This is a genomic window from Cellulomonas algicola, from assembly GCF_019024305.1.
Lineage (GTDB): Bacteria > Actinomycetota > Actinomycetes > Actinomycetales > Cellulomonadaceae > Cellulomonas > Cellulomonas algicola.
Map to the genome: position 1 here is coordinate 109,620 of NZ_JAHKSJ010000021.1, position 26,640 is coordinate 136,259.

The following is a 26,640-nucleotide window of genomic DNA, read 5'->3' on the forward strand; positions in this document are numbered from 1 at the left end:
GGCCGTGATCACGTGGCGTTCGGGTGTCGTCGTCGCGAGCGGGACGGCCTGGCCGGGCGCACAGGAGCTCACGGTGGCCCTCGACCACCCGGGCACCGGCGCCCTGCCCGACACCGTCAGGGCGCTCGCCTACCCCGCCCTCGTCGGCTCCCCCGCCGTCGGCGACCGGGTCCTGCTCAACGTCTCCGCACTGGCCCGCGGGCTCGGCACCGGCGGCTACGCGCTCGTCGCGGCCCCCGGCGGCAACCTGCCCGCCGACCCGCCGCCCGGGCCCGGCCATCTCGTCAAGGCCCGCTACACCCCGCTCCAGGCCATGGTCCTCGGCGTCGACGACCAGGAGTCCCCCCACCACGAGACCCTGCGCGACGCCGACGACCTCGACGGCCTGCCCGTCGTCGTCGCCGACCTGCACTCCGCGCTTCCCGCCGTCGTCGCCGGCGCCCGCTACGCCGCCGCCCGCGCCGGCCGCCCTGCACCGACCGTCGCCTACGTCATGACCGACGGCGGCGCCCTCCCCGCCTGGTTCTCCCGTGCCGTCGCCGGCCTGCGCGACGCCGGCTGGATCGACGCGTGCGTCACCACCGGGCAGGCGTTCGGCGGCGACCACGAGGCCGTCACCGTGCACACCGGCCTCCTCGCCGCACGCCACGTCGTCGGCGCCGACCTCGTCGTCCTCGCCCAAGGACCCGGGAACCTCGGCACCGGCACCCGCTGGGGCTTCTCCGGCGTCGCCGCCGGAGAAGCGGTCAACGCCGCCGCCACCCTCCGCGGCCGCCCCGTCGCCTCCCTGCGCGTCAGCGGCGCCGACCCCCGCGAACGACACCTCGGCGTCTCGCACCACTCGCTCACCGCCTACGGACGCGTCGCGCTCGCGGCCGCCGACGTCCCCGTCCCCGTGTTCGACCCCGACCCCGACGGCGGGCTCGACGCCCTCGGGCGACGCGTGCGCCACCAGGTCGCCGCGCTCGCCGCACCGCACGGACGGCACCGGCTGGTCGACGTCGACGCCGGCGCGGACCTCCTCAGCGCGCTCGCGGGCTCGCCGGTGCGGCTGTCGACCATGGGCCGCGGGCTCGACGACGACCCCGCAGCGTTCCTCGCTGCGGCGGTCGCCGGGGTCCACGCGGTGGACCTGCTGGACATCGCAGGCTGACCCGCCGCGGCCGAGGCGCCCGACGCGGACATCACGCCGGGCTCACGCGACCGGCTGCCACGTCACCCCGGACGGCGGTCCCTCGCCGCGCCCGACCGCCGGTCGACCCTCAGTCGTCCCGGGTGGTGCGGGTGTGCTCCGCGACGAGCGTCGCGAGCCGGCGGGCCTCCGCGTCGGCGAGCTCGCCGTCGGCGCGCTGGATGCCCATGACGGCGAGCGTGTCACCGTCGGCCAGGTCGAGCTGGACCCAGGGACGACCGTGCCCGAACCGCACCGACACGATCTCGGACCACTCGAGCCGCCGCGTGAGCATGAGGTTGCGGACCGTGAGGCCTCCCTCGTCCGCGCGAGCGCTCACCGTGGCCTGCCGCCAGCAGAACCACGCGATGAGCATGCCGACGAGCGCGAAGCCCGCACGGTCCAGCGGTCCGGCGTTCGGCAGGACCCCGATGATGACGGCGGTGAGCACGAGCACCGCCACGGCCAGCGCGAGCGTCACGAGCCGCGCGAGCCGCGGCCGGAACACCGTCGGGGCGGTCATGGCGACCGTCACAGGCGGCACGCGTGGATCGAGGTCACGAGGATCGCGCGCGCTCCGAGGTCGTAGAGGGCGTCCATGACGCGGTTGGTCTGCGACCGCTGCACCATCGCGCGGACGGCGGCCCACTCACGGTTGTGCAGCGGGGAGACGGTCGGCGACTCGAGGCCGGGCGTGATCGCGACGGCCTGCTCGACGAGCGAGAGCGGGACGTCGTAGTCGATGAGCACGTACTCCCGGGCGGTGAGCACGCCCTGCAGGCGCCGGGTGAGCACGTCGAGGCCCGTCGGCTCGTCCACGCCGGCGCGGCGGACCAGGACGGCCTCCGAGCGCAGGATCGGGTCCCCGAAGATCTCGAGGCCGGCGGCCTTGAGCGTCGTGCCCGTCTCGACGACGTCGGCGATGACGTCCGCGACCCCGAGGCGCGTCGCGGTCTCGACCGCGCCGTCGAGGCGCACGATCCCCGCAGCGCTCACCCCGCGCTCGGCGAGGTACGCGGCGACCAGACCCGGGTAGGAGGTGGCCACGCGGCGCCCCTGGACGTGCGACACGTCGCTCATCTCGCCCACGGGCGCGGCCCAGCGGAACGTCGAGCGCCCGAAGCCGAGCGGGAGGTGCTCGACCGCGGCCGACTCGGAGTCGAGCAGCAGGTCGCGGCCGGTGACGCCGACGTCGACCGTCCCCGCTCCGACGTACACCGCGATGTCGCGCGGGCGCAGGAAGAAGAACTCGACGTCGTTGTCCGGGTCGGGCAGGACGAGCTCGCGGCTGTCGCGGCGCTGGCGGTAGCCGGCCTCGCGGAGCATCTCGGCGGCAGGCTCGGAGAGCGAGCCCTTGTTCGGGACGGCGATCCTCAGCACGGGGGTCCTATCGGGGTGTCGGTGCGGGCGGGGCGGGAGGCTCAGAGGTGCGTGTACACGTCGTCGAGCGTGAGCCCGCGGGCCAGCATGAGCACCTGCAGGTGGTACAGCAGCTGGGAGATCTCCTCGGCGGTCCGCTCGTCGCTCTCGTGCTCGGCGGCCATCCACACCTCGGCGGCCTCCTCGACGATCTTCTTGCCGATCGCATGGACGCCGCCGTCGAGCTCGGTCACGGTGCGGGAGCCGGCGGGGCGCGTGGCCGCCTTCTCGGCGAGCTCGGCGAACAGGACGTCGAAGGTCTTCACGTCGGACAAGCCTAGACGGGCGTCCGGGGTGGCCTGTCGCGCGTCCGCCAGTCAGGCGTCGCCCCCTCCCTCCTGGGCCTGCCGCAGACCGTGGTGAGCGTGGAGCGCGTCGGTGGCAGCGGGCATCTCGGGTGCGAGAAGCGCAATGGCCTGTTATCGCACATTCCGGACACACGGGGATCGTCGCGCCTCGCTTTGCCGCCCAACGCCCCGCCGGCCCCCTTGCCGGAGGCCGCGTTGCCCGCGGGATGCGCGATCGGCACGCCCCGGAGCAGGGCCGCCTCCCCGCCGTCCGGCGGTTGTGGCTCAGGCGGCGACCTCGCTCCGCTCCCCCGCCGGCACGGCGGGCTCCTCGCCCCGAGCGCGCAGCCACACGGTGAAGCCGTAGATCACGACACCCGCGTAGACGACGTAGAGGACCGCCGACGGGTAGTACCCCGCCGAGACGAGCAGCGGGACGCCGACGACGTCGACGGCGATCCAGATGAGCCAGAACTCGATCCAGCCCCGCGCCATGCCGTACGTGGCGAGCAGCGAGCCGACGAAGATCCACGCGTCGGCCCACGGGCCCCACGAGCCGAGCGCCGAGAACAGCGCCGCGAACCCGACGGTACCGACGACGGCGACGCTTCCGATGAGGACCCACCCGCGCGGCCCGGCCCACCGCGGCACGACGGCCGGGGTGTCGGCGGGTGCGCCGTGGTCGAGTGCCGCGCGCTGCGTCTGCCGCCAGCGCACCCACCCGTACACGGACACGGCCACGAAGAAGACCTGCCGCCCCGCCTGGCCGTACAGGTCGGTCTGCTGCGGGGTGTGGAACACGCCGCCGAGGAAGACGGTGAAGAGCAGGACGTTGCCGACGATGCCGACCGGCCACGCCCAGACGCGACGGCGCAGGCCGCCGACGGCGGACGCGAGGCCGAACAGGTTGCCGACGATCTCGCGCCAGAGGACGTCGTGCCCCGCGATCGTCAGGGTCGCGTCGAACAGCCAGCCGAGCGGTCCCACCTCACAGACCCCGCAGGGCGACGACCGTCGCGACGGCGGCCTCGGCGGCCTCGGCGCCCTTGTCCTCGTGCGAGCCCTCGAGGCCCGCGCGGTCGAGCGCCTGCTGCTCGTCGTCGCAGGTGAGGACGCCGAAGCCGACGGGCACGCCCGTGCGGACGGCGACGTCGGTGAGCCCGAGCGTCGCGCCCTGGCAGACGTACTCGAAGTGCGGGGTGCCGCCGCGGATGACGACGCCGAGCGCGACGACCGCGTCCGACGTGCGCGCGGCGACGGCGGCCGCGACGGGCAGCTCGAAGGTGCCGGGCACGCGGACGACACGGACGTCCGTGACGTGTGCGGCGGCGAGTGCGCGGCGGGCGCCGTCGAGCAGGCCGTCCATCACGGTCGTGTGCCAGCTCGCGGCGACGACGGTGACGCGCAGGCCGGTGCCGTCGACGGTCAGGGTGGGTGCTCCGGCACCGCTCATGCCAGGTCCTCCAGGTTCTCGAACGCGTGGTCGGTGGTGTCGGCGCCAGGCGTCGCGGGGGCCGCGAGCACGGGGCGGACGGGGATCGGGTCGCGCTGCGCGCCGGTCGGCAGGTGCAGCAGGTGCCCCATCGACGTGGCCTTGGTGCGCAGGTACGCCTCGTTCTGCGGGGTGCGGCCGACCTCGAGCCCGCGGACCTCCGCGACGTCGATGCCGTGCGCGCGCAGACCGGCGACCTTGGCGGGGTTGTTCGTCAGCAGGCTCACGCGGCGCACGCCGAGGTCGGCGAGGATCGCCGCAGCCGCCCCGTACTCGCGCCGGTCGGCAGGCCACCCGAGGTCGAGGTTCGCCTCGACGGTGTCGCGCCCCTCGTCCTGCAGCGCGTACGCGGCGACCTTCGCGAGCAGGCCGATCCCCCGGCCCTCGTGCCCCCGCAGGTAGACGACGGCACCGCCCTGCTCGGCGGCGAGCTCGAGCGCGGCGTCGAGCTGCGGCCCGCAGTCGCACCGCGCGGACCCGAACGCGTCGCCCGTGAGGCACTCGGAGTGCACGCGCACGACCGGCGTGGCGGCGAGCCCGCGCGTCGGCACGAGCGCGACGTGCTCGTCGCCCGTCCGCAGGTCGCGGTAGCCGTGGATGCGGAAGTCGCCGTGCCGCGTGGGCAGGTACGCGGTGTGCGTGGCGTGCACGCGGTCGCGCAGCGGAGCGGCCGCGGGGTCGACGGGCTCGACGTCGTCGTGCGCGGTGCGCCACGCGACGATGTCCTCGATGGTGAGCAGCACGAGCCCCTCGGCCTGCGCGAGCGCCGACGCGTCGGGCAGACGGGTCATCGAGCCGTCGTCGTTCACGAGCTCGGCGATCGCGCCGACGGGCTCCAGGCCGGCGAGGCGGCACAGGTCGACGGCGGCCTCGGTGTGGCCCGCGCGGTGCAGGACGCCGCCGGGGACCGCGCGCAGCGGCAGGACGTGCCCCGGACGGATGAGGTCCTCGTGACCCGAGGCCGGGTCGGCGAGGACGCGCAGCGTGCGCGCGCGGTCGGACGCGGAGATGCCGGTCGTCACGCCGGTCGCGGCGTCGACGGTGACCGTGTAGGCGGTGCGTCGCGGGTCCTGGCTGTGCGGGACCATGAGCGGCAGGTCGAGCGCGTCGGCGCGCGCCGCGGGCATGGGCGCGCACAGGTACCCCGACGAGTGGCGGATGGTCCAGGCGACCCACTCGGGGGTCGCGGACTGCGCGGCGAGGATGACGTCGGCCTCGTTCTCGCGGTCGGGCGAGTCGGCGACGAGCACCGGCCGGCCGGCGCGCAGCGCGTCGAGCGCGTCCTCGACCGTGCCGAGCCGCACGTCGCTCACCGGGCGGTCCCCGCGGTGCCGGCGGTGGCGAGCAGGCGCTCGGTGTACTTGGCGAGCACGTCGACCTCGAGGTTGACGCGCGCACCGGGCGCGAGCGAGCCGAGCGTCGTGACCGCGAGCGTCGTCGGGATGAGCGAGACGCCGAAGGAGTCGTCGCCGACGCGCGTGACGGTGAGCGACACCCCGGACACCGTGATGGACCCCTTCTCCGCGACGTACCGCGCGAGCGCCGGATCGAGGCCGATCTCGACCTCGTCCCAGCGCGGGCCGGGCGTGCGCGACAGCACGGTTCCGACCCCGTCGACGTGGCCCTGCACGACGTGCCCGCCGTACCGACCACCGACCGCGAGCGCGCGCTCGAGGTTGACGCGCCCGCCGGTGCCGAGTTCGCCGAGCGCGGTGCGGCGCAGCGTCTCGGGCATGACGTCGGCGGTGAACGTGCCGTCGCCGGGGAGGTCGGTGACGGTCAGGCAGACGCCGCTGACGGCGATCGAGTCGCCGGGTCGGGCGTCGGACGTGACGAGCGGGCCGCGGACGCGCAGGCGGGCGTCGGTGACGACCCCGTTCGCGTCGGTGCCGGGCTCGACGGCCTCGACGGTGCCGATCTCCTCGACGATGCCGGTGAACATTCAGTCCTCCTGGGTGGGCTGCGGGGTCGGGGTGGCGTGCGCGAGCTCGGGGGTGGCGACGACGAGGACGTCGGGGCCGAGCGGCAGCACGCTGCGAGTGGTGAGGCGGACGGCGTCGCCGATCGTGGTGACGCCGAGGTCGGCGACGGCCAGGGGCCCGGCACCGAGCAGGACGGGGGCGACGTAGGCGTGCACCTCGTCGACGAGCCCGGCGCGCAGGAACGCGGCGGCGAGCGTGGGGCCGCCCTCGACGAGGAGGTGGCGGACCTCGCGCTCGCCGAGGACGCGCAGGACCTCGGCGGGGTCGTGGGTGCGGGCGTGGACGAGCTCGCCGCCGGGGCCGTGCAGGCGGGCGTCGGCGGGGACGTCGCGGTGGCCGACGACGACGCGCAAGGGCTGGTCGGTGTGGAGCTCGCCGGCGGCGTTGCGCGCGGTGAGGGCGGGGTCGTCGGTGAGGACGGTGCCGGTGCCGACGGCGATCGCGTCGACCTCGGCGCGCAGGTCGTGCGCGTGGTGGCGCGCGACGTCGGACGTGATCCAGCGGCTCGTGCCGTCGGCGGCGGCGACGCGCCCGTCGAGGGTCGTGGCGATCTTGAGGGTGACGAAGGGACGGCCGCGCTCGACGGAGGCCAGCCACGTCCCGAGCAGCGTGCGGCCCTCGTCCTCGAGGACGCCGGTGAGGACGTCGACGCCCGCCTGCCGCAGCCGGTCGGCGCCGCCCGCGGCGACGGGGTTGGGGTCGGGGACGGCGACGACGACGCGCCGGACGCCGGCGGCGAGCAGCGCCTCGGTGCACGGTCCGGTGCGGCCGGTGTGGTTGCACGGCTCGAGGGTCACGACGGCGGTCGCGCCGCTCGTGTCGGCCCCGCGGCGCGTGGCGTCGGCGAGGGCCGCGACCTCGGCGTGCGGTGTGCCGGCGCCGGCGTGCCACCCCTCCCCCAGGACGACGCCGCCGGGGCCGAGCAGGACGCACCCGACGCGCGGGTTGGGGCCGTGGCGGGGTCCGCGCCGGGCGAGCAGGAGCGCCTGGCGCAGCGCCGCGATCTCGACGGGTGCGGCCGCACGCGTGGGGGCCGCTGCGGGGACGGCGGGCGGGGTGGGGGCACCGGTCGCCGTGCTCGTCATGGTCCACCTCCGGGCGCCGTCGAGCCCCGGGGTCGCGCAGGAGGGTGAGTCCTGCCACGGGACGACGCCGAGCGTCGCCCCGCCACGTACTTCCTCCCATCCGGACTTTCACCGTCGGTCCTGGAGTTCCACCAGGTCAACCGCCCGGTCCTGAGGACCGTGCGGGTCGCGGACTGTCACCGCCGGCTCGGAATTACACCGACCCCGGAGCACGTGTTCGTGTTCTGCACTGCGCCAACGATCTTGCCACACGGGGAATTCCCGACCGGCGCGCGTGGGCGGCCGTCTCATCCTCCGGGACGGCAGGTCCACGAACCGGACGCCGTGGCCGGAGGCGACCGCCGTCCGCCGGTCGGGACGTGCCGGGACGTGCGTCAGGGCGTGCGTCAGGCCGCGTCGGCGAGCGCGCGGAGCGCGGCGATCTCGCCGGCGACGTCGTCCGCGCCGTACACGGCGGAGCCGGCCACGAACACGTTCGCACCCGCCTCGGCGATGCGCGCGATCGTGTCGCGCGACACTCCCCCGTCGACCTGCACCCAGGTGTCGAGGCCGGCGGCGTCGATCGCCGCGCGCGTCCGCCGGATCTTGGGCAGCGTCCCCTCGATGAACGACTGGCCCCCGAAGCCCGGCTCGACCGTCATGACCAGCACCATGTCGACCTCGGCGAGCAGGTCGAGGAACGGCTCGACCGGCGACGCGGGACGCAGCGCGACCGCCGCCCGGACCCCCCCTGCGCGGAGCTCGCGCGCGAGCCGTACGGGCGCCTGCGCGGCCTCGGCGTGGAACGTCACCGACGCCGCGCCGGCCTCGGCGTACTCGGGGGCCCAACGGTCGGCGTCCTCGATCATGAGGTGGACGTCGAGCGGGACCGGCGACACCTCGGCGATGCGGCGCACGACCGGCAGCCCCAGCGTGAGGTTGGGCACGAAGTGGTTGTCCATGACGTCGACGTGCGCGAAGTCCGCCGTCGCGATCGCCGCGAGGTCGCGCTCGAGGTTCGCGAAGTCGGCGGACAGGATGCTCGGGTTGATGAGGGCGGGCACGCCGTCAGCGTAGCCAGCCGTGGCGTCGCCCGCCGCGCCGGTCCGGCAGGCCTGCCGTCGTCGACGCGGGCGCGTCAGGACGTGCGGCGCAGCAGCGTGAGGTGCATCGCGTCGGTCCCGTGCACGTGCGGCCACAGCTGCACGTGCGAGCGGTCGGTGAGCTCGACCTCGCGCCGCGCGACGCCCTGCACGACGGCGGCGGTGTCGAGCCGCTCGACGTCGATGCCGGCCTTCGCCGCGGCCCGCAGCGCGTCCTTCACGACCAGCCGCGTCTCGGCGAGGTGCGGCGAGCACGTGACGTACGCGACGACACCGCCGACGCGGACCGCGCGCAGCGCCGAGCCGAGCAGGTCGCGCTGCAGGCCGGTCAGTGCCGTGAGGTCCGCGGGGGTTCGTCGCCACCGCGACTCGGGCCGACGCCGCAGCGCGCCGAGGCCCGTGCACGGCGCGTCCACCATCACGCGGTCGAACGCGCCGGGCTCGTCGTCGCCCAGCACGCGACCGTCGCCGGTCCGGACGACCTCGACAGCACCCGGCGGGACCGCCCGCAAGGACTGCCGGACGAGCCTGGCCCGGTGCGGCTGCACCTCGTTCGCGACGAGCCGCGCGCCCCGGCCGGCCGCCTCCGCGGCGAGCAGCGCCGCCTTGCCGCCGGGACCCGCGCACAGGTCGAGCCACCGCTCGTCACGGCCCTCGAGCGGCGCGGCCGCGAGCGCGAGTGCGACGAGCTGGCTGCCGTCGTCCTGCACGCCGGCACGCCCGTCACGCACCGCGGGGACGGACGCCGGGTCGCCGCCCGCGAGCACGACGGCGGTCGGGGACAGCGGTCCCGGGCCGTCCGCGGTCGCGCCGAGCTCGTCGGCGTCGGAGAGGCCGGGGCGGGCGACGAGGGTGACGAGCGGTGCGGTGTTGTCGGCGTCGAGGAGCGCGCCGAGCTCGTCGACCGGGCGCGCGTCACCGGCGAGCGCCTCGCGCAGCGCGCGGGCGACCCACAGGGGGTGGCTGCCGACGACCGCGAGGCGCGCGACGGGGTCCTCGCCGGCGGCGTCGGCGATGCGCTGCTCCCAGGTGTCCCACGGCTCGCGGGACACGGCCCGCAGGACGGCGTTGACGAACTGCGCGGGTCCGGCGCCGAGCGCGTCGCGGGCGAGCCCGACGGTCTCGGAGACGGCGGCGTGCGGGGGGACGCGCATGCCGAGCAGCTGGTGCGCGCCGAGCCGCAGGACGTCGAGCGCGGGCGCGTCGATCTGGTCGGTGGTGCGGGACGCGGCGATCTCGAGGATCGCGTCGTAGCGGCCGCGCAGCCGCAGCGTGCCGTACGCGAGCTCGGTCGCGAACGCGGCGTCGCGGCCGGTCAGCCCGCGCTCGCGCAGGAGCGGCGGGAGGACGAGGTTGGCGTACGCGTCGCTCTCGGCGACGGTCCGCAGCACGTCGTACGCGACGCGCCGGGCGGGGTCGGTGCTGCGCCGACGCTGGGAGGGTGCCGCGGTGGTGCGGGTCGAGCGGCCCTCGCGGCGGGCGGCGCCGCGCTGGCGTCCCTGGGCGTCGCGACGATCGCCGTCGTCCCGCGGCCCGCGACGCGTGCGTCCGCCGTCGCCGTCGGGGCGGTCGGCCGGGCTCACGCGGCACTCTCCGCGCCGAGAAGGGTGCCGTCCGCCGGCCGGGCGCCGCGCGCCCAGTCGGCGGCTTCCATGGGCCGCTTGCCGGGCGGCGTGACGAGGCCGAGGCGCACCGCACCGCCGCCCGTGCCGACGAGCACCTCGCGCTTGGTGGCGCGCAGCTCGCCGGGGCGCAGGTCGTGCACGTCGGGCAGCGGTGTGACGGGTCCGATCCCGAGCCGCGCGCCGTCAGGGAGCGTCGTCCAGGCACCGGGTGCGGGCGTGCAGCCGCGGATGCGGCGGTCGACGGCGTGCACGGGGTGCGTCCAGCGGACGCGGGCGTCGTCGACCTCGATCTTGGGGGCGTGGCTCACGCCGTCGGCGGGCTGCGGGACGGGGCTGAGGATGCCGTCCTCGATCGCGTCGAGCGTGCGCACGAGCAGGCCCGCGCCGGCGTGGGCGAGGCGGTCGAGGAGGTCGCCGGCGGTGTCGCGGGGACGCACGGTCTCGGTGAGCGTGCCGAACACGGGGCCGGTGTCGAGGCCCTGCTCGATCCGGAAGGTGGTCGCGCCGGTGACCTCGTCGCCTGCGATGAGGGCGTGCTGGACGGGTGCGGCGCCGCGCCACGCGGGCAGGACGGAGAAGTGCAGGTTGACCCAGCCGTGGGTCGGCACGTCGAGGACGCTCGCGGGCAGGATCGCGCCGTACGCGACGACGGGCGCGGCGTCGACGGCGAGCTCCGTGAGCCGCGCGACGAAGTCCTCGTCGCGGGGCCGCTGCGGGGTGAGGACCTCGACGCCCGCGTCGAGCGCGCGCTCCTTGACGGGGCTGGGGTGCAGCGTGCGGCCGCGGCCCGAGCGGGCGTCGGGCCGGGTGAGGACGGCGGCCACCTCGTGGCGGGACGCGAGGAGCGCCTCGAGCGACGGCACCGCGGCCGCGGGGGTTCCGGCGAAGAGCAGTCGCATGCGACCGATCCTAGGTGGCGTCGGCGTCGGCCCCTGCGCCGAGCAGGCCGCGCGCGACGAGGTCGCCGCGCAGCGCGGTCGCGTCGGTGAAGACGATCCCGTCGAAGCCGACCTCGCGCGCCGCGGTCACGTTGGCCGGCGAGTCGTCGACGAACACCGCGTCGGCGGGGTCGACGCCGAACCGCTGCGCGAGCAGCCGGAAGATGGCCGGGTCGGGCTTGGCGAGCCCCACCTCGCCCGACACGAGCACGTCCTCGAGCAGGCCGATCGCCGGTGCCGCGGGTGCGGCGTGGTGGAACGTCTCCGCGGACCAGTTGGTCAGGCCGAGGAGGCGCACGCCCGCGGCGGCCAGGTCGCGGACGATGTCGGCACTGCCGGGGACGGGTCCGGCGAGGGTGTCGGCGAAGTGCCGCACGTAGAGGTCGAGCGCGTCGACGTGCTGCGGGTGCGTCGCGCGCACGGCCTCGCGCGCCTCGGCCCAGGGCCGGCCCGCGTCCTGCCGGTGGTTGAGCGCCGCGAAGTCCACGTCGGCGAAGAACCGGTCGACGTCGGCCCGCGCCATGCGCCCGGCGTACGCCCCGTACGGGTCCCACCGCACGAGGACGTTGCCGAGGTCGAGCACGACGACGTTCACAGCAGGTCCGCCGGGTCGAGCTGGACGCGCAGCGTGCCGCCCTCGCGTCGTGCGCTGCGGGTCGCGAGCGACGCCGCCATGGACCGCGCGAGGGCCGCACCCCGGGCGCGCGGGACGCGCACGAGCGCACGCACGTCGGGCTCGAGGGCGGTCGTCGGGCCGCGACCGGGTGCGGCCGGCGCGGGGACGGGCCCGAGCACGTCGACGTCGTCGAGGTCGATGCGTCCGACGACGGCCTCGACGGCGTCGCGAGGGCCGGTGACGGCGGCGACGCGGACCGCGGGCGGCAGCCCGAGCTCGACCCGCTCCTGCGCCTCCCGCTCGGCCAGCCCCGCGGGGTCCCAGCGGACGAGCGCCTGCGTGGGCCGCTCGGGCGCATCGCCGACGAGGAGGACGGCACCGCCCTCGGCGGACGGCCGGACGAGCGCGGCGGCGGTGAGCCAGCGCCGCAGGGCCGCGACCGTGCTGCCCAGACCGGCGCCCGACGTGCCGACGGCGGCGTCGAGCAGGACCGCGGCCGCGTACCCGGCGGGCGCGACGGGCTCGGCACCCGGTGTCGCGACCACGACGGCGGGCGCGTCGGGCACCCGGTCGAGCACGCCACCCGAGGCGCGCGCGCCCGACACCCGCACGGTCACCCCGGGAAACGCGCGGCCGAGCTCCTCGGCGGTCCGCTCCGACCCGACGCGGACCGAGCGCAACGCGGTTGACCCGCACTCGTCGCAGCGCCACGACGTCGCGAGCCGACCGCACCAGCGGCACGTCGGCACGCCGTCCTGACCGGTGAGCCCCAGCGGGCCGTGGCACGTGCCGCAGCGGGCGTCCGCGCGGCACCGCCCGCACGCGACGACGGGCACGTAGCCCGCCCGGGGCACCTGGACCAGCACCGGACCGGCCGCGAGCCGGTCACGGATCGTCCGCCACGCCGGGGACGGCAGGCGCGCGGCCGCTGCGGGGCCTTCCCGGGCGAGCTCGACGGACGTGAGCGCCTGGACCCGCGGGGTGCGCGCGCGGACGGTCGCGCGGTCCGCCGCGACCTCACGCGCCCAGCCGGACGCCACGAGCGCCTGCGCCTCGACCGTGCGCGCGTGCCCGCCGACGAGCAGCGCGCAGCCCGCGAGGTCGGACCGCAGCGCGAGCACCTCGCGCACGTGCGGGTACGGGGCGCGAGGCTCGGCGTGCAGCGGGTCCCCGTCGTCCCAGCAGACGGCCAGGCCGAGGTCGCGCACGGGTGCGAAGGCCGACGCGCGCGTCCCCACGACCACGTCGGCGGCGCCGCGCAGCGCCGCGAGGAACGCCCGGTACCGCGGCGCGGGCCCGTCGTCGGCCGTCAGCCGCACGACTCCCCCGGTCGTCTCCGGGGACCACGCGGGCACGCCCGCCGTCTCCAGCCCGGCCAGCACGCGCACGACGTCACGCGCGTCCGGCACCACGACGAGCGCGCCGCGACCGCCCAGCACGCACGCGGCGACGGCCTGCGCGACCGCGTCCTCCCACCGGTCCCCGAGCGCCCCGGGCAGCGCGGTCCAGACCGCGCGCGGCGCACCGCCCGCCTGCACGTGCTGCACGAACGCGGGCCCGCCGCGGTAGGCCGACCACGCCGACGCGTCGGCGCCGGCCACGGGCGGACGCGGGGTGCCGTCGGGGACGGCGAACGTCTCGGCCTCGACGCGCGCGTGCCGGGTCGGCACCGCGAGCCGCAGCACGTCGGACAGCGTGCCCGCCCACCGGTCGGCGACCGCCCGGGCCAGCGCGAGCACGTCGGGCGTGAGCACGGGCTCGCCGGACACGACGCGACGCAGCGGCACGAGCCGCCCTGCGTGCTCCGCCGTCTCGGCGCGGTCGAGCAGGTAGCCGTCGACGTCCTGACCGCCGAAGCGGACCTTGACCCGGACGCCCGGGGCCGCCTGCGCGTCGAACCGCGCCGGGACGACGTACTCGAACGTCCGGTCGAGGTGCGGGGGCGACAGGTCGACCGCGACCCGTGCGACGGGCATCCGCTCCGCGGGCTCGAGGTCGGCGGCGCCCAGACGCGGTCGCGCGCGACGGCGCGGACCGGGCACCCCGTCGAGGACGAGCTGCTCGCCCGCCGTCACGTCCACGGACCCGTCACGCGGGCGGGCCGCACCGGTCGCCGGCACGCGCGGCGGCTCAGCCGACGGCGGCCAGCAGGTCGGCCGCGCGGTCGGTGCGCTCCCACGTGAAGTCGGGCAGCTCACGCCCGAAGTGGCCGTACGCCGCCGTGCGCCGGTAGATGGGCCGCAGCAGGTCGAGGTCGCGGATGATCGCGGCCGGGCGCAGGTCGAACACCTCGCGGATCGCGGCCGTCAGGCGCTCGACGGGCACGACGCCCGTGCCGAACGTCTCGACGTACAGCCCGACGGGGTGCGACTTGCCGATGGCGTACGCGACCTGGACCTCGCAGCGCTTCGCGAGGCCCGCGGCGACCACGTTCTTGGCGACCCAGCGCATCGCGTACGCGGCCGACCGGTCGACCTTCGACGGGTCCTTGCCGGAGAACGCGCCACCACCGTGCCGGGCGAAGCCGCCGTAGGTGTCGACGATGATCTTGCGGCCCGTCAGACCCGCGTCACCCTTGGGGCCGCCGACGACGAACGTGCCCGTCGGGTTCACGAGGAGCCGGTGGTCGCTCGCGTCGAGCTCGAGCTGCGCGAGGACCGGCGCGACGACGTGCTCCGCGATCGCGGGCCGCAGGTAGCTGTCGAGCTGGACGTCGGGGTCGTGCTGCGTGGACAGGACCACGGTGTCGAGCGAGACCGCGCGGTCACCCTCGTACCCGATGGTCACCTGGGTCTTGCCGTCGGGGCGCAGACCCGGCACGAGGTCCTGGCGGCGGACCTCGGCGAGCCGCTCCGCGAGGCGGTGCGCCGCCCAGATCGGCAGCGGCAGCAGCGACGGGGTGTCGTCGCACGCGTACCCGAACATCAGGCCCTGGTCGCCCGCGCCCTGCAGGTCCAGGGGGTCGATGTCCGCGGAGTCCTGCCGGACCTCGATCGACTTGTCGACGCCCTGCGCGATGTCGGGCGACTGCTGCCCGATCGAGACGGACACGCCGCACGAGTCGCCGTCGAACCCGATGTGCGACGACGTGTAGCCGATGCCCTTGACGACCTCGCGGACGACCTGCGGGATCTCGACGTACGCGCTCGTGGTCACCTCGCCGGCGACGTGCACGAGACCCGTCGTCACCATCGTCTCGACCGCCACGCGGGCTGCCGGGTCCTGGTCGAGGATCGCGTCGAGGATCGCGTCGGAGATCTGGTCGCAGACCTTGTCGGGGTGGCCTTCCGTCACCGACTCGGACGTGAACAGGCGCGCGGAAGCCTCAGTCATGGCGCACAGCCTAACGGGACGGAAACGACCCTCTCACCGGCCGTTCACCAGCGGGCGAGCACCGCGTCCCACACGGCGTGCGCGACGTCGTCCTTGCTGCCCGCGGCGGCGGAGACGACCTCGCCGCGGGCATCCAGCACGACCACGTCGTTGACGTCCGTCCCGAACCCGCGGCCGTCCCCGACCGCGTTCACGACGAGCAGGTCGGCCTTCTTGCGCAGCGCCTTGGCGCGGCCGTGCTCGAGGACCGAGCCGTCGTCGTCGCCCGTCTCGGCGGCGAACCCGACGACGACCTGGCCGTCGCGCAGCCGGTCGGCGGCGAGCTCGGCGAGCACGTCGGGGTTCTCGACGAGGTGCAGCGCGGGCGTCGAGCCGTCGCCGCGCTTCTTGATCTTGGCGTCCGCGAGGGTGGCCGGCCGGTAGTCGGCGACGGCCGCGGCCATGACGACCGCGTCGGCGTCCTTCGCGGCCGCGCGCACGGCGTCGCGCAGCTGCGCCGCGGTCTCGACGGGCACGGACTCGACCCCCGGCGGGACGGGGACGGAGAGGTTCGCGGCGACCAGCGTGACGTGCGCGCCGCGCGCCGCTGCGGCGCGCGCGAGCGCGACGCCCTGGCGACCGGAGCTGCGGTTGCCGAGGAAGCGGACCGGGTCGAGGGGTTCGCGCGTGCCGCCCGCGGACACCACCACGCGGCGGCCGAGGAGGTCGCGCGGGCCGACGAGCGCGAGCGCTGCCGCCGCGATCTCCTCGGGCTCGGGCAGCCGCCCGGGGCCCGTGTCGGCACCGGTCAGCCGGCCGCTCGCGGGGTCGAGCACGTGCACGCCGCGACGGCGCAGGGTGTCGACGTTCGCGACGGTCGCCGGGTGCTCCCACATCTCGGTGTGCATCGCCGGCGCCATGAGCACCGGGCAGCGCGCGACGAGGAGCGTCGCGGTGAGCAGGTCGTCGGCGCGGCCGGCCGCCGCCCGCGCGAGCAGGTCCGCGGTCGCCGGGGCGACGACGACGAGGTCGGCCGTCTTGCCGACGGCGACGTGCGCGACCTGGTCGACGTCCTCGAAGACGTCGGTCGTCACGGGCTGCCCGGACAGGGCCTCCCACGTCGCGCGCCCGACGAACTCCAGCGCGGCGACCGTCGGCACGACGCGCACGTCGTGCCCTGCCTCACGGAAGAGGCGCAGCAGCAGCACCGCCTTGTACGCGGCGATGCCGCCCGCGACGCCCAGGACGATCCGCATGGGGCGGTGCCTCAGCCCTCCGTGGCCTCGGAGGTCAGCAGGCCGGCGTCGATCTCGCGCATCGCGATCGACAGGGGCTTCTCCTGCGGGCGCGTGTCGACGAGCGGGCCGACGTACTCGAGCAGGCCCTCGTTGAGCTGCGAGTAGTACGCGTTGATCTGGCGGGCGCGCTGCGCCGAGTACAGCACCAGGGCGTACTTCGAGTCGGCGCGCTCGAGGAGCTGGTCGATCGGCGGGTCGGTGATGCCCGTGGGGGCGGCGACGGTTCCGGACACGATGGTCTCCCGTGAGGTCGGTGGGGGGTGCCGCGCGGTGGCCGCGGGGCGGAGCCTGCCCACGATCCTACCTGGTCGCGATCCCCATCACCCGGACCAGCTCGTCCGTGGCCCGGTGCACGTCGTCGTTGACGATCACGGTGTCGAACTCCGACTCGGCCGCGAGCTCCACGCGGGCGGTCGCGAGGCGCCGCTCGCGCTCCTCCGCGTCCTCGGTCCCCCGCCCGACGAGCCGGCGCTCGAGCTCGGCGAACGACGGCGGGGCGAGGAACACGAAGTGGGCGTCCGGCATGGACGCCCGCACCTGGCGGGCGCCCTGCAGGTCGATCTCGAGGAGCGCCGGCTCACCGGCGGCGAGCCGACGCTCGACGGGCTCCCGAGGCGTGCCGTACCGGTTGCGTCCGTGGACGACCGCCCACTCCAGCAGGTCGCCGTTCTCGACCATGCGGTCGAACTCGTCGACGCTGACGAAGTGGTAGTGCACCCCCTCGACCTCGCCCGGTCGCGGTGGCCGCGTCGTCGCGGACACCGACAGCCAGACCTCGGGGTAGCGCGTGCGGACGTCGGCGGACACCGTGCCCTTGCCGACGGCGGTGGGTCCGGCGAGAACGGTCAGCCGGGCGGGCGTCGTCGTCATGGGTGGTGCGGTACTCCTCGTGCGCAGCGGTGACGGGCGACCGTCACCCGAAGCGGTCGACGAGCGCCTTCACCTGGTGGGGTCCGAGGCCGCGGACGCGCCGCGTCTCCGAGATGCCGATCTCGGAGATGATCGCACGAGCCTTGACCTTGCCCACACCGGGCAGGGACTCGAGGAGCGCGAGCACCTTGAGCTTGCCGATCGTCTCGTCCTTCTGGCCCTGCTCGATCACCTCGGACAGGGTGCCCTGGGAGTACTTGAGGCGGTTCTTGACCTCGGCACGGGCCTGCCGGGCGGCGGCGGCCTTCTGGAGCGCTGCGGCTCGTTGTTCGGGAGTCAGCGGAGGAAGAGCCACGCGCGTCACCTTCTCGTCAGTGGGCCAGCGATCTCGACGGATGCGCAGGATCGTGACAACGAAACTAGCGAGGCCCACCGAGGTCGGCAACGCGGACGCGCCGGAGCGACCTGCGAGGACGCCCCTTCGGGCAACCATCCCACGAGTGCCCGGGGCGCCTGCGCGCGCAGGCAGCCGCACCGGCACCCGGGGTCCTCGGGATGCCGGTGCGGCGACGGCGTGGCTCAGGCGAGCGCGGCGGCCGCCTCGTCCGCGGCGCGGCGGGCGGCCGCCCGCAGCCGCGCGGCGTCCGGTCCCGCGGCCAGGACGCCGCGCGAGGACGACGCGAGGACCTGCCGGCGGGCGGCGCCGAAGACGGCCGTGAGCTCGCGCGGGCCCGCGCCCTGCGCGCCGACCCCCGGGGCGAGGAGGGGGCCGTTGACCGCGGTCAGGTCCGTGCCGGTCCGGGCGGCCGCGTCGCCGACGGTCGCGCCCACGACCAGGCCGATCGAGCCCATCGGGTCGACGCCGGCGTTGAGCGCCGCGGCGCGCGCCGCGATCGTCGCTGCCACGGTCGAGCCGTCCGCGGTGCGGGCGTGCTGCACCTCGGGGCCCTCCTTGTTCGACGTCAGGCACAGGACGAACAGGCCGCGGCCCGTCGCGAGCGCGGCGTCGACGGCCGGGTCGAGCGATCCGAAGCCCAGGTACGGCGAGACCGTGAGCGCGTCCCCGGCGAGGGGCGAGCCGTCCCGCAGGTACGCGTCGGCGTAGCCCGCCATGGTCGAGCCGATGTCGCCGCGCTTGGCGTCGACCACGACGAGCGTGCCCGTGCGGCGACCCTCGGCCACGACCTCCTCGAGCACCGCGACGCCCGCGGAGCCGTGCCGCTCGAACAGCGCGGCCTGCGGCTTGACCGCCGCGACGTGGCCGGCGACCGCGGCCATCACCGTCGACGCGAACGCCCGCAGGCCGGCGGCGTCGTCGGTCAGCCCCCAGTCCGCGAGCAGCACCGGGTGCGGGTCGATGCCGACGCACAGCGGGCCGTGCGCGTCCATCGCGGCGGCCAGGCGCGCGCCGAACGGCTCGCTCGCGGTCGCGTGACCGGACGCGTCGGCGCCCGCCAGGCCCGTCACGCGGTCACCACGGCCGCCTGCGCGCGCCGCTGGTCCGCCGCGGCGTCGTGCTCCTGCAGGCTCGTCACCGTGAACGGCCCGGCCTGCGCGGCCTCGATCGCCTGCACGGCCGCGCCGAGCTGCTGCACGGTCGTGACGATCGCCTTGTCGGCGGCCGTCGTGGCCGCGCGGATCTCGTAGCCGTCGGCGCGCGCGCCCTGGCCCGACGGCGTGTTCACGACGATGTCGACGTCGCCGGCCGTGATGAGGTCGACGATCGTCGGCTCGCCGTCGACGCCCCGGCCGGACGAGTACTTGCGCACGACGCGCGAGCGGATGCCGCTGCGGTGCAGGACCGCCGCGGTGCCCTCGGTCGCGAGGATCTCGAAGCCGAGCTCCGCGAGCCGCTTGACCGGGAAGACGATCGAGCGCTTGTCCCGGTCCGCCACGGAGATGAACGCGGTGCCGCTCGTCGGGAGGCCGCCGAACGCCGCCTCCTGCGACTTCGCGAACGCGGTCGGGAAGTCGACGTCGAAGCCCATGACCTCACCCGTCGAGCGCATCTCCGGCCCCAGGACCGTGTCGACGACGACGCCGTCGGCGGTGCGGAACCGCTTGAAGGGCAGCACGGCCTCCTTGACGGCGACCGGAGAGTCGAGGTCGAGCACGCTCGCGTCCTGCACGGGCAGCAGGCCCGCCGCGCGCAGGTCCGCGATGGACCGGCCCGCCATGACGAGCGCCGCGGCCTTCGCGAGCGAGACGCCCGTGGCCTTCGAGACGAACGGCACGGTCCGCGACGCGCGCGGGTTCGCCTCGAGGACGTAGAGCACGTCGGAGACGAGCGCGAACTGGATGTTGAGCAGGCCGCGCACGCCGACGCCCCGGGCGATCGCCTCGGTCGACAGGCGGATGCGCTCGAGCTCGGACGTCGACAGCGTCACCGGGGGCAGCGCACACGCCGAGTCACCGGAGTGGATGCCGGCCTCCTCGATGTGCTCCATGACGCCGCCGAGGAACAGCTCCTCGCCGTCGAACAGCGCGTCGACGTCGATCTCGATCGCGTCGTCGAGGAAACGGTCGATGAGCAGCGGCGGGAGCGTCCCGGCGCGGCCGCCGTCGGCGGCGTTGTCGAGAGCACGCTGCACGTACTCGGCGAGCTGGTGCTCGTCGTAGACGATCTCCATGCCCCGACCGCCGAGGACGTACGAGGGGCGCACGAGCACCGGGAAGCCGATCCGACGCGCGGTCTCGCGCGCGCCGGCGAGCGTCGTCGCGGTGCCGAAGGCCGGCGCGGGCAGGCCCGCGGCCTCGAGCACCTTGCCGAACTCCCCGCGGTCCTCCGCGGCGTCGATCGCCGACGGCGGCGTGCCGAGGATCGGCAGACCGGCGTCCGCGAGGCGCTGCGCGAGCGACAGGGGCGTCTGACCGCCGAGCGTCACGATGAGCCCCGCGACGGGACCCGCGGCGAGCTCCGCGTGGTAGACCTCGAGCACGTCCTCGAACGTCAGCGGCTCGAAGTACAGGCGGTCCGAGGTGTCGTAGTCCGTCGAGACGGTCTCGGGGTTGCAGTTGACCATGACGGTCTCGAACTCGCCCTTGAGCGCCAGCGCGGCGTGCACGCACGAGTAGTCGAACTCGATGCCCTGGCCGATGCGGTTCGGCCCCGAGCCGAGGATGAGGATCGCGGGCCGCTCGCGCGGCCGCACCTCGGTCTCCTCGTCGTAGGAGGAGTAGTGGTACGGCGTGAGGGCGGCGAACTCCGCGGCGCACGTGTCGACCGTCTTGTAGACGGGCCGCAGGCCCACGGCGTGCCGGGCGCCGCGCACGGCGTCCTCGGTCGTGCCGCGCAGCTGCGCGACCTGCGCGTCCGACAGACCGTGCCGCTTGGCGTGCGCGAGGACCTCGCGGGTCAGCGCGGGCGCCGCGGCGGTCTCGGCCGCGACCTCGTTGATCAGCTGGACCTGGTCGAGGAACCACGGGTCGATGCCCGTGAGCGCGTACACCTCGTCGACGTCCACACCGGCGCGCAGCACCTGCTGCACGTCGATCAGGCGCCCCTCGGTGGGCCGGCCGATCGTCCCGAGCAGCGCGTCGAGGGCCTCCCCCGTCGCCGGCTCGCCCGCCCAGTGGAACACCGAGCCCTTCTTGTCGATCGACCGCATCGCCTTGCCGAGCGCCTCGGTGAAGTTGCGGCCGAGCGCCATGGCCTCGCCGACGGACTTCATGGTCGTCGTGAGCGTCGGGTCGGCGGCCGGGAACTTCTCGAACGCGAACCGCGGCACCTTGACGACGACGTAGTCGAGCGTCGGCTCGAACGACGCGGGCGTCGAACCCGTGATGTCGTTCGGGATCTCGTCGAGCGTGTAGCCGACCGCGAGCTTCGCGGCGATCTTCGCGATCGGGAAGCCCGTCGCCTTCGACGCGAGCGCCGACGACCGCGACACGCGCGGGTTCATCTCGATGACGACGACGCGGCCCGTCGTGGGCTCGACCGCGAACTGGATGTTGCAGCCGCCGGTGTCGACGCCGACCTCGCGGATGACCGCGATGCCGATGTCGCGCAGCTTCTGGTACTCGCGGTCGGTGAGCGTGAGCGCGGGGGCTACGGTCACCGAGTCACCGGTGTGCACGCCGACGGGGTCGACGTTCTCGATCGAGCAGACGACCACGACGTTGTCGTGCTTGTCACGCATGAGCTCGAGCTCGTACTCCTTCCAGCCGAGGATCGACTCCTCCAGGAGCACCTCGGTGGTCGGCGAGTAGTGCAGGCCCTGGCCGACGATGCGGCGCAGGTCGTCCTCGTCGTACGCGATGCCCGAGCCGAGGCCGCCCATCGTGAACGACGGGCGCACGACGACCGGGTAGCCGAGGTCCTCGACCGCGGCCAGGGCGTCGTCGATCGTGTGCACGATCGCCGACCGCGCGGACTCGCCGCCGCAGACCTCGACGACCTGCTTGAACTGCTCGCGGTCCTCGCCCTTCTGGATCGCGGGGATGTTGGCGCCGATGAGCTCGACGTCGTACTTCGCCAGGACGCCGGCCTCGTCGAGCGCGATCGCCGCGTTGAGGGCCGTCTGGCCGCCCAGCGTCGGCAGGATCGCGTCGGGGCGCTCCTTGGCGATGATGCTCGTGAGGACCTCGGTCGTGATCGGCTCGACGTACGTCGCGTCGGCGAACTCGGGGTCCGTCATGATCGTGGCGGGGTTCGAGTTGACCAGGACGACCCGCAGGCCCTCCTCCTTGAGGACGCGGCACGCCTGCGTCCCCGAGTAGTCGAACTCGCACGCCTGGCCGATGACGATCGGGCCGGACCCGATGACCAGGACGCTGGAGATGTCGGTGCGGCGGGGCATCAGGCGGCACCCTTCGTGGTCGGGTCGTCGGTGCCGGTCATGAGGCCGACGAAGCGGTCGAACAGGTAGGCGGCGTCGTGGGGACCCGCGGCCGCCTCCGGGTGGTACTGGACGGAGAACGCCGGCAGGTCGAGCGCGCGCAGGCCCTCGACCACGTCGTCGTTGAGGTCGACGTGGCTCACGACGACCCGGCCGTAGCGGCCGCCGTCGTGCGGTGCGGTGGACTCGCCGTCGAGTGGCGCGTCCACGGCGAACCCGTGGTTGTGCGCCGTGATCTCGACCTTGCCCGTGGCCCGGTCGATCACCGGCTGGTTCACGCCGCGGTGCCCGTAGCCGAGCTTGTAGGTGCCGTAGCCGAGCGCGCGGCCGAGCAGCTGGTTGCCGTAGCAGATGCCGAAGAACGGGATCCTGCGGTCCAGCACGTCGCGCAGGAGCTCGACCTCGTGCGTCGCGGCCGACGGGTCGCCGGGGCCGTTCGAGAAGAACACGCCGTCGGGCTGCGTCGCGAGGACGTCGTCGATCGTCGAGGTGGAGGGCAGCACGTGCACGCGCACGCCGCGCTCGGCGAGCCGCTGCGGGGTCATGGCCTTGATGCCCAGGTCGACGGCCGCGACCGTGGCGACGGGCGTGTCCAGCGGCGTGCCGTCGGGGCCGAGCGCCTCGACGACGTACGGCTCGTCGGTCGAGACCTCACCGGCCAGGTCGGCGCCGACCATGGCGGGTGCCGTGAGCACCTCGTCGAGCAGCTCGTCGACCGGCCGGCGGTCGCCCTCGGGACCGACCAGCGCGTCGCCCGAGAAGACGCCCGCGCGCATGACGCCGCGCTCGCGCAGGTGCCGCGTGAGGGCACGCGTGTCGACGCCGCTGATCCCGACGACGCCCTGCGCGTCCAGCTCCTCGTCGAGGGTGCGGCGCGCGCGCCAGCTCGACGACCGGCGCGCGGGGTCCCGCACGACGTACCCGGCGACCCAGATGCGCCCCGACTCGGGGTCCTCGTCGTTCACGCCGGTGTTGCCGATGTGCGGCGCCGTCATGACGACGATCTGCCGGTGGTACGACGGGTCGGTCAGGGTCTCCTGGTAGCCGGTCATGCCGGTGTTGAAGACGATCTCGCCGAGGGTCCGGCCGGTGGCGCCGTACGCCTGCCCGGCGAACGTCCGGCCGTCCTCGAGGACGAGCACTGCGTCGGTCATGGTGTCTCCTCCTGCCCGGCGGGGGCGCCGGGCGTGTGGTCGATGAGGGCGGCGACGGCGTCGACCAGCGCGGGGCGGTCGGCGGCGTGCCGGGGGCGCAGGCCGGTGTCGAGGCCGCGCGGGTCGTCGGGGTCGGGCTGCCAGGTGAGGACGACGAGCCCGTCGCCGCCGACGACCTTGCCCGCGATGCCGGGCGCCGTGCCCGCCGCGCGCAGGGTGCCGGCCGGGACGAACACGTCGGCCGCGCCGGTCCGGGTGATCCGCACCCCCGCGTCGTGGACCGCCACGACGGCCGGGCTGCGGACGCCGAGGTCGTGCGCGACGACCCGGTCGAGCCAGTCACCGGCGCGCGTCGACGACACGTACAGCGCCTCGACGGGACCGAACCGGGTCTCCCCCAGGTCGGCGGGCTCGGTCGGCAGCGACGGGACGACCTCCTCGGTGCGTCGTCGTCGGGCCCGCCAGCCGGAGCGCATGCCCCACAGCGCGAGCAGCGCGAGCGCGACGCAGCCGGCGACGGCGAGCGCGGTGCGCATCAGCGGACCACTGCCGCGTCGCACGGCTCGCCGTCGAGGACGGTCGCGCGGCCGCGCAGGAACGTCGCGACGACGCGTCCCGGCAGCTCACGGCCGCGGAACGGCGAGTTGACGGCCTTGGTGGCCTGCTGCGCCGGGTCGACCGTGGTGCGCGCGGCCGGGTCCCACAGCACGAGGTTGGCGGGCTCACCGACCGCGATCGGGCGGCCGTGGTCGGTGACGCGGCCGATCCGGGCGGGCGCCTCGGACAGGACGCGTGCGACGTCGGCCCAGGTGAGGCGGCCGGTGTCGACCATCGTCTGCTGGACGACGGACAGCGCGGTCTCGAGCCCCGTCATGCCGAACGCGGCAGCCGCCCACTCGCAGTCCTTGTCCTCGCGCGTGTGCGGCGCGTGGTCGGTCGCGACGATGTCGATCGTGCCGTCGGCGAGCCCGGCGCGGACCGCCTCGACGTCCGCGTCGGTGCGCAGCGGCGGGTTGACCTTGAACACCGGGTCGTAGCCGCGGGCGAGGTCGTCGGTGAGCACCAGGTGGTGCGGGGTGACCTCGGCGGTGACGTCGATGCCGCGCGACTTGGCCCACCGGACGATCTCGACCGAGCCGGCTGTCGAGAGGTGGCAGACGTGCAGGCGCGACCCGACGTGCTCGGCGAGCAGCACGTCGCGCGCGATGATCGCCTCCTCCGCGACGGACGGCCAGCCGGTCAGCCCGAGCTCGGCCGAGACGACGCCCTCGTTCATCTGCGCGTTCTCGGTGAGCCGCGGCTCCTGCGCGTGCTGGGCGACGACGCCGTCGAACGCCTTGACGTACTCGAGCGCGCGCCGCATGAGCACCGGGTCGTGCACGCACTTGCCGTCGTCGGAGAACACGCGCACGGCGGCCTCGGACTGGGCCATCGCGCCGAGCTCGGCGAGCTGCTCCCCCGCCAGCCCGACGGTCACCGCGCCGACGGGGTGCACGTCGACCCAGCCGGCCTCGCGGCCGAGCCGCCAGACCTGCTCGACGACGCCCGCGGTGTCCTGCGTGGGCGAGGTGTTGGCCATGGCGTGCACCGCGGTGAACCCGCCGAGTGCCGCGGCGCGCGTGCCGGTGCGGATCGTCTCGGCGTCCTCACGGCCGGGCTCGCGCAGGTGCGTGTGCAGGTCGACCAGGCCGGGCAGCAGCACGAGACCGGTGCCGTCGACCTCGGTCGCGTCGTCACCGGCCTGCGCGCGGGCGTCCGCGCCGATCGCGGCGAGCACGCCGTCCGCGAGGAGCACGTCGACGGGATCCGCGCCCAGCGGGGCGACGGACGTCAGCAGGTACCGGGGGTTCACGCGTCCACCTTCGTCGTCGGGGCGGGCGACTCGCCCGCGAGCAGCAGGTACAGCACGGCCATGCGGACGGCGACCCCGTTGGCGACCTGCTCGACGATCACCGCGCGCGGCGAGTCGGCGGCGTCGGCGGAGATCTCCAGGCCGCGGTTCATCGGTCCCGGGTGGAGCACGATCGCGTGCTCGGGCAGCGCCGCGAGGCGGCGCGCGTCGAGGCCGTAGCCGCGGGTGTACTCGAGCGGGCTCGGGAAGAACCCGCCGCCCGCGCTCGACATCCGCTCGCGCTGGACGCGCAGCATCATGACGGCGTCGGGCTTGTCGTCGGCGATGACCTCGTCCAGGTGGTACGAGACCCGCGCGGGCCACGCCTCGACGCCGACCGGCACGAGCGTCGGCGGCGACACGAGCGTGACGTGCGCGCCGAGCGTGTGCAGGAGCTGCACGTTCGACCGCGCGACGCGGCTGTGCAGGACGTCGCCGACGATCGCGACGCGCAGGCCCGCGAGGTCCTGGCCGCTCACGTCGGCGCGGCCGCCGTCGCCCACGAGGTGGCGGCGCAGCGTGTACGCGTCGAGCAGCGCCTGCGTCGGGTGCTGGTGCGTCCCGTCGCCCGCGTTCACCACCGCGCCCGACGTCCAGCCCGCGTGCGCGAGCGTGTGCGGGGCACCCGAGGCCTGGTGCCGGATGACGACCGCGTCGGCGCCCATGGCCTGCAGCGTGAGGGCGGTGTCCTTGAGCGACTCCCCCTTGGAGACGCTCGACCCCTTGGCCGAGAAGTTGATGACGTCGGCGCTCAGCCGCTTGGCGGCCGTCTCGAACGAGATGCGCGTGCGCGTCGAGTCCTCGAAGAACAGGTTGACGACCGTGCGGCCGCGCAGCGTCGGGAGCTTCTTGATCTCGCGCGCCTGCGTCGCGGCCATCTGCCCGGCCGTGTCGAGGATGCGCACCGCGTCGCGGACGTCGAGGTCCGAGGCGGACAGCAGGTGCCTCATCGGGTCCCCCCGTCGATGACGACGGCGTCGCGGCCGTCGGTCTCCTCGAGCAGCACGCGCACGCGCTCGGTCGTGGACGTCGGCAGGTTCTTGCCGACGTAGTCCGCCCGGATCGGCAGCTCGCGGTGCCCGCGGTCGACCAGCGCCGCGAGCTGCACCGCGCGCGGGCGGCCGAGGTCGCTGATCGCGTCGAGCGCGGCGCGGATCGTGCGGCCGGAGTAGAGGACGTCGTCGACGAGGACGACGACGCGCCCGTCGAGGCCGCCGCCCGGGATGTCGGTCGCGCCGATCGTCCGCGTCGGCTGGTGGGCCAGGTCGTCGCGGTACATCGTCACGTCGAGGCTGCCCGCGAGCGCGCCCGGGTCGAGGCCGGGCTCGACGTCGGCGAGGCGCTGGGCGAGCCGCCGCGCGAGCGGGAGGCCGCGGGTCGGGATGCCGAGGAGGACGACGTCGTCGCCGCCCTTGTTGCGCTCGAGGATCTCGTGGGCGATGCGGGTGAGCGCCCGGCCGATCTCGGGGGCGCCGAGCACGACGTTGGCGTGCTCGAGGCTGCCGCTGGACGCGGGCATGCCTGTGCTCATGCGGACTCCTTCCCCGCCTCACGGGACGGGTCTTAAAGGACGCTGGTGG

At 75.4% G+C, this 26,640-nt stretch carries 26 protein-coding genes and 1 riboswitch; of the genes, 1 reads left to right on the forward strand and 25 read right to left on the reverse strand.

Annotated elements, in window-relative coordinates:
* Positions 1-4: 4 nt before the first annotated feature.
* Positions 5-1,153: a DUF3866 family protein gene (locus tag KOV94_RS16150; RefSeq protein WP_218052604.1), complete on the forward strand. Its 1,149-nt coding sequence runs from the start codon at positions 5-7 to the stop codon at positions 1,151-1,153.
* 109 nt (positions 1,154-1,262) lie between these two features.
* On the opposite strand, the gene KOV94_RS16155 is transcribed toward KOV94_RS16150, so the two are convergent.
* The 25 genes from KOV94_RS16155 to pyrR form a co-directional block, all read right to left on the reverse strand.
* Positions 1,263-1,694, reverse strand: coding sequence for a PH domain-containing protein (locus tag KOV94_RS16155; protein WP_218052605.1), 432 nt, complete (start codon positions 1,692-1,694; stop codon positions 1,263-1,265).
* 8 nt (positions 1,695-1,702) lie between these two features.
* Positions 1,703-2,551, reverse strand: a complete 849-nt coding sequence (gene hisG, locus KOV94_RS16160) for an ATP phosphoribosyltransferase (protein WP_218052606.1) — start codon at positions 2,549-2,551, stop codon at positions 1,703-1,705.
* Positions 2,552-2,592: 41 nt separating this feature from the next.
* Positions 2,593-2,856: a phosphoribosyl-ATP diphosphatase gene (locus KOV94_RS16165; RefSeq protein ID WP_124342814.1), complete on the reverse strand. Its 264-nt coding sequence runs from the start codon at positions 2,854-2,856 to the stop codon at positions 2,593-2,595.
* A 306-nt stretch (positions 2,857-3,162) separates the two neighbouring features.
* Positions 3,163-3,864, reverse strand: coding sequence for a nicotinamide riboside transporter PnuC (gene pnuC, locus KOV94_RS16170; RefSeq protein WP_124342813.1), 702 nt, complete (start codon positions 3,862-3,864; stop codon positions 3,163-3,165).
* Position 3,865: 1 nt separating this feature from the next.
* Complete coding sequence (gene ribH / locus KOV94_RS16175; protein ID WP_218052607.1) at positions 3,866-4,330, reverse strand: 6,7-dimethyl-8-ribityllumazine synthase; 465 nt, start codon at positions 4,328-4,330, stop codon at positions 3,866-3,868.
* The gene (ribB, locus tag KOV94_RS16180) at positions 4,327-5,682 is read right to left on the reverse strand and encodes a 3,4-dihydroxy-2-butanone-4-phosphate synthase (RefSeq protein WP_124342811.1); all 1,356 of its coding nucleotides are present in this window, start codon (positions 5,680-5,682) and stop codon (positions 4,327-4,329) included. The genes ribH and ribB overlap by 4 nt, the downstream gene beginning before the upstream one ends.
* Positions 5,679-6,311, reverse strand: coding sequence for a riboflavin synthase (locus tag KOV94_RS16185; RefSeq protein WP_218052608.1), 633 nt, complete (start codon positions 6,309-6,311; stop codon positions 5,679-5,681). The genes ribB and KOV94_RS16185 overlap by 4 nt, the downstream gene beginning before the upstream one ends.
* Positions 6,312-7,436, reverse strand: a complete 1,125-nt coding sequence (ribD, locus tag KOV94_RS16190; RefSeq protein WP_218052609.1) for a bifunctional diaminohydroxyphosphoribosylaminopyrimidine deaminase/5-amino-6-(5-phosphoribosylamino)uracil reductase RibD — start codon at positions 7,434-7,436, stop codon at positions 6,312-6,314.
* Positions 7,437-7,518: 82 nt separating this feature from the next.
* Positions 7,519-7,653: riboswitch (FMN riboswitch) on the reverse strand.
* Between the two features lie 169 nt (positions 7,654-7,822).
* A complete protein-coding gene (rpe, locus tag KOV94_RS16195; RefSeq protein WP_218052610.1) occupies positions 7,823-8,479 on the reverse strand; it encodes a ribulose-phosphate 3-epimerase in 657 nt (218 codons plus the stop codon).
* Positions 8,480-8,553: 74 nt separating this feature from the next.
* Positions 8,554-10,101: an RsmB/NOP family class I SAM-dependent RNA methyltransferase gene (locus KOV94_RS16200; RefSeq protein WP_218052611.1), complete on the reverse strand. Its 1,548-nt coding sequence runs from the start codon at positions 10,099-10,101 to the stop codon at positions 8,554-8,556.
* Positions 10,098-11,042, reverse strand: a complete 945-nt coding sequence (fmt, locus tag KOV94_RS16205; RefSeq protein WP_124342806.1) for a methionyl-tRNA formyltransferase — start codon at positions 11,040-11,042, stop codon at positions 10,098-10,100. Before fmt ends, KOV94_RS16200 begins: the two co-directional genes overlap by 4 nt.
* A 10-nt stretch (positions 11,043-11,052) precedes the next feature.
* Complete coding sequence (locus KOV94_RS16210; protein WP_124342805.1) at positions 11,053-11,676, reverse strand: HAD family hydrolase; 624 nt, start codon at positions 11,674-11,676, stop codon at positions 11,053-11,055.
* Positions 11,673-13,772 carry a primosomal protein N' gene (locus KOV94_RS16215; protein ID WP_218052630.1) on the reverse strand — a complete coding sequence of 700 codons (2,100 nt, stop codon included), beginning with the start codon at positions 13,770-13,772 and terminating at the stop codon, positions 11,673-11,675. The genes KOV94_RS16210 and KOV94_RS16215 overlap by 4 nt, the downstream gene beginning before the upstream one ends.
* Before the next feature lie 55 nt (positions 13,773-13,827).
* Positions 13,828-15,030, reverse strand: a complete 1,203-nt coding sequence (gene metK / locus KOV94_RS16220; protein WP_124343479.1) for a methionine adenosyltransferase — start codon at positions 15,028-15,030, stop codon at positions 13,828-13,830.
* A 44-nt stretch (positions 15,031-15,074) separates the two neighbouring features.
* Positions 15,075-16,265, reverse strand: a complete 1,191-nt coding sequence (coaBC, locus tag KOV94_RS16225) for a bifunctional phosphopantothenoylcysteine decarboxylase/phosphopantothenate--cysteine ligase CoaBC (RefSeq protein ID WP_218052612.1) — start codon at positions 16,263-16,265, stop codon at positions 15,075-15,077.
* A gap of 11 nt (positions 16,266-16,276) precedes the next feature.
* Entirely contained in the window at positions 16,277-16,540 is a 264-nt protein-coding gene (gene rpoZ, locus KOV94_RS16230) for a DNA-directed RNA polymerase subunit omega (protein WP_013771129.1), read from the reverse strand.
* A 67-nt stretch (positions 16,541-16,607) separates the two neighbouring features.
* Positions 16,608-17,177 (reverse strand): guanylate kinase, encoded by a 570-nt coding sequence (gene gmk / locus KOV94_RS16235; RefSeq protein ID WP_124343481.1) that lies wholly within the window; start codon positions 17,175-17,177, stop codon positions 16,608-16,610.
* A 43-nt stretch (positions 17,178-17,220) separates the two neighbouring features.
* Entirely contained in the window at positions 17,221-17,532 is a 312-nt protein-coding gene (gene mihF, locus KOV94_RS16240; RefSeq protein WP_124343482.1) for an integration host factor, actinobacterial type, read from the reverse strand.
* Positions 17,533-17,756: 224 nt separating this feature from the next.
* A complete protein-coding gene (pyrF, locus tag KOV94_RS16245; RefSeq protein ID WP_308160607.1) occupies positions 17,757-18,644 on the reverse strand; it encodes an orotidine-5'-phosphate decarboxylase in 888 nt (295 codons plus the stop codon).
* A complete protein-coding gene (carB, locus tag KOV94_RS16250; protein ID WP_124342972.1) occupies positions 18,641-21,976 on the reverse strand; it encodes a carbamoyl-phosphate synthase large subunit in 3,336 nt (1,111 codons plus the stop codon). Before carB ends, pyrF begins: the two co-directional genes overlap by 4 nt.
* Positions 21,976-23,169, reverse strand: a complete 1,194-nt coding sequence (gene carA, locus KOV94_RS16255; protein WP_124342973.1) for a glutamine-hydrolyzing carbamoyl-phosphate synthase small subunit — start codon at positions 23,167-23,169, stop codon at positions 21,976-21,978. The genes carB and carA overlap by 1 nt, the downstream gene beginning before the upstream one ends.
* The gene (locus KOV94_RS16260; protein WP_124342974.1) at positions 23,166-23,705 is read right to left on the reverse strand and encodes a PH-like domain-containing protein; all 540 of its coding nucleotides are present in this window, start codon (positions 23,703-23,705) and stop codon (positions 23,166-23,168) included. The genes carA and KOV94_RS16260 overlap by 4 nt, the downstream gene beginning before the upstream one ends.
* The gene (locus KOV94_RS16265; protein ID WP_124342975.1) at positions 23,705-25,021 is read right to left on the reverse strand and encodes a dihydroorotase; all 1,317 of its coding nucleotides are present in this window, start codon (positions 25,019-25,021) and stop codon (positions 23,705-23,707) included. The genes KOV94_RS16260 and KOV94_RS16265 overlap by 1 nt, the downstream gene beginning before the upstream one ends.
* Entirely contained in the window at positions 25,018-26,010 is a 993-nt protein-coding gene (locus KOV94_RS16270) for an aspartate carbamoyltransferase catalytic subunit (protein ID WP_124342976.1), read from the reverse strand. The genes KOV94_RS16265 and KOV94_RS16270 overlap by 4 nt, the downstream gene beginning before the upstream one ends.
* On the reverse strand, positions 26,007-26,591 hold the full coding sequence (gene pyrR / locus KOV94_RS16275; protein WP_269467830.1) for a bifunctional pyr operon transcriptional regulator/uracil phosphoribosyltransferase PyrR: 585 nt from the start codon (positions 26,589-26,591) through the stop codon (positions 26,007-26,009). Before pyrR ends, KOV94_RS16270 begins: the two co-directional genes overlap by 4 nt.
* Positions 26,592-26,640 lie beyond the last annotated feature (49 nt).

What these genes read in the sequence shown, in the direction of transcription:
- KOV94_RS16185 (WP_218052608.1), bottom strand. Translation starts at nt 6,311, where the DNA reads ATGTTCACCGGCATCGTCGAGGAGATCGGCACCGTCGAGGCCGTCGAG.
- ribH (WP_218052607.1), bottom strand. Translation starts at nt 4,330, where the DNA reads ATGAGCGGTGCCGGAGCACCCACCCTGACCGTCGACGGCACCGGCCTG.
- fmt (WP_124342806.1), bottom strand. Translation starts at nt 11,042, where the DNA reads ATGCGACTGCTCTTCGCCGGAACCCCCGCGGCCGCGGTGCCGTCGCTC.
- gmk (WP_124343481.1), bottom strand. Translation starts at nt 17,177, where the DNA reads ATGACGACGACGCCCGCCCGGCTGACCGTTCTCGCCGGACCCACCGCC.
- coaBC (WP_218052612.1), bottom strand. Translation starts at nt 16,265, where the DNA reads ATGCGGATCGTCCTGGGCGTCGCGGGCGGCATCGCCGCGTACAAGGCG.
- metK (WP_124343479.1), bottom strand. Translation starts at nt 15,030, where the DNA reads ATGACTGAGGCTTCCGCGCGCCTGTTCACGTCCGAGTCGGTGACGGAA.
- carB (WP_124342972.1), bottom strand. Translation starts at nt 21,976, where the DNA reads ATGCCCCGCCGCACCGACATCTCCAGCGTCCTGGTCATCGGGTCCGGC.
- ribD (WP_218052609.1), bottom strand. Translation starts at nt 7,436, where the DNA reads ATGACGAGCACGGCGACCGGTGCCCCCACCCCGCCCGCCGTCCCCGCA.
- pyrR (WP_269467830.1), bottom strand. Translation starts at nt 26,591, where the DNA reads ATGAGCACAGGCATGCCCGCGTCCAGCGGCAGCCTCGAGCACGCCAAC.
- KOV94_RS16270 (WP_124342976.1), bottom strand. Translation starts at nt 26,010, where the DNA reads ATGAGGCACCTGCTGTCCGCCTCGGACCTCGACGTCCGCGACGCGGTG.
- carA (WP_124342973.1), bottom strand. Translation starts at nt 23,169, where the DNA reads ATGACCGACGCAGTGCTCGTCCTCGAGGACGGCCGGACGTTCGCCGGG.
- KOV94_RS16260 (WP_124342974.1), bottom strand. Translation starts at nt 23,705, where the DNA reads ATGCGCACCGCGCTCGCCGTCGCCGGCTGCGTCGCGCTCGCGCTGCTC.
- KOV94_RS16155 (WP_218052605.1), bottom strand. Translation starts at nt 1,694, where the DNA reads ATGACCGCCCCGACGGTGTTCCGGCCGCGGCTCGCGCGGCTCGTGACG.